The organism is Wohlfahrtiimonas larvae (genome assembly GCF_002006755.1).
Lineage (GTDB): Bacteria > Pseudomonadota > Gammaproteobacteria > Cardiobacteriales > Wohlfahrtiimonadaceae > Wohlfahrtiimonas > Wohlfahrtiimonas larvae.
The window spans coordinates 1-1071 of sequence record NZ_MVDO01000259.1; the positions used below are offsets into that span (position 1 = coordinate 1).

Sequence of the window (1071 nt, forward strand, 5' to 3'; positions counted from 1 at the left end):
GACAAAAAGCAATTGAAATATGGCTTCAAAAACCGCCAACAGCCACAGCTCCAGTTTTTGTTATACAAGGTCAAGAATTTGGTTTTTCTTCTCATACTGCAAGTTACACAATGTCTCTAGTAGTACCCCCAGGTGCAGAATATTATCAAAAATCAGGAACGATACAAGCATGGAAGGAGCTATTTTAATGAATACAAAACACTTCAAGGATAGCAATAACAAGACATTTGGTTTAGATACAACATCAGAAAACTGGGAGTTATTTGTAAAAGAAGATTGGATTGAAATAACAATTGATGAAGCGCGAGCAATTGCGAATCCACCACCAACTCAGCAAGAATTGGACGCTCAACAAGAAGCTGAAAATATTGACTTTCTATCATCAGAAACACGCAGAACAAGCGATGCTATAGCAATACTCGATGATGCGATCGAATTTGAAATCGCAACAGATGAAGAGATTGCACAGCATAAAGAGCTTAGAAAATATCGCTTGATGTTATCGCGTGTACCAAATCAAGAAACGTGGCCATTAAATCCTGTTTGGCCCGAATGCCCAGAATTTTTTAAAACTAAGGAGTAATCATGATCGTTATTCGACAAATTCAAATTGGCGCAGTGCGCTACAAAAAAGGTGATGTGATTGATGTCAAAAAGCTCACAAAAGAGCAAATCTCACATTTGGTTGAATCAGGTCACTTACAAGAAGTGAACAAAGCAAAAGGAGCGAAATAATGGCGGGTACATCATTTTTACATGGCACACGTTTAACGATTGATGATAAAGCGTACATCGAAACACGCATCATGGCCACAGATACGATTGGCGTTGTTTGTACGTCAGAAGATGCTGATCCTGAAGTGTTTCCGCTTGATCGTTGTGTGTTGGTTTTAGACATTAAATCTGCAATTGCTAAAGCAGGCACAAAAGGTACATTGGCAGAAACATTGCAGGCTATTGATAGCGAAGTGCGTGCACCTGTAGTGGTTGTTCGTGTTGCCGAAGGCGAAACAGATGAAGAAACTGTGGCGAACATCATTGGCAAAATCAATGCTGATGATACTTACACAG

General features: G+C 39.6%; 3 protein-coding genes and 1 pseudogene. All 4 read left to right on the plus strand.

Annotation, left to right across the window (positions count from 1 at the left end):
- Positions 1–188, plus strand: a 188-nt coding sequence (locus tag BZK14_RS13420; RefSeq protein WP_171973742.1) for a hypothetical protein, incomplete at its 5' end; no start/stop codon positions are given.
- Positions 188–583, plus strand: a complete 396-nt coding sequence (locus tag BZK14_RS12915; RefSeq protein ID WP_171973743.1) for a tail fiber assembly protein — start codon at positions 188–190, stop codon at positions 581–583. The genes BZK14_RS13420 and BZK14_RS12915, both read left to right, overlap by 1 nt.
- Before the next feature lie 2 nt (positions 584–585).
- Positions 586–735, plus strand: coding sequence for a hypothetical protein (locus BZK14_RS13425; protein ID WP_171973744.1), 150 nt, complete (start codon positions 586–588; stop codon positions 733–735).
- Positions 735–1071, plus strand: a pseudogene (locus tag BZK14_RS12920) (phage tail protein); the annotation flags it as partial. The gene BZK14_RS13425 and the pseudogene BZK14_RS12920, both read left to right, overlap by 1 nt.

Coding starts and splice junctions, on each gene's coding strand:
- BZK14_RS12915 (WP_171973743.1), top strand. CDS start 188: ATGAATACAAAACACTTCAAGGATAGCAATAACAAGACATTTGGTTTA.
- BZK14_RS13425 (WP_171973744.1), top strand. CDS start 586: ATGATCGTTATTCGACAAATTCAAATTGGCGCAGTGCGCTACAAAAAA.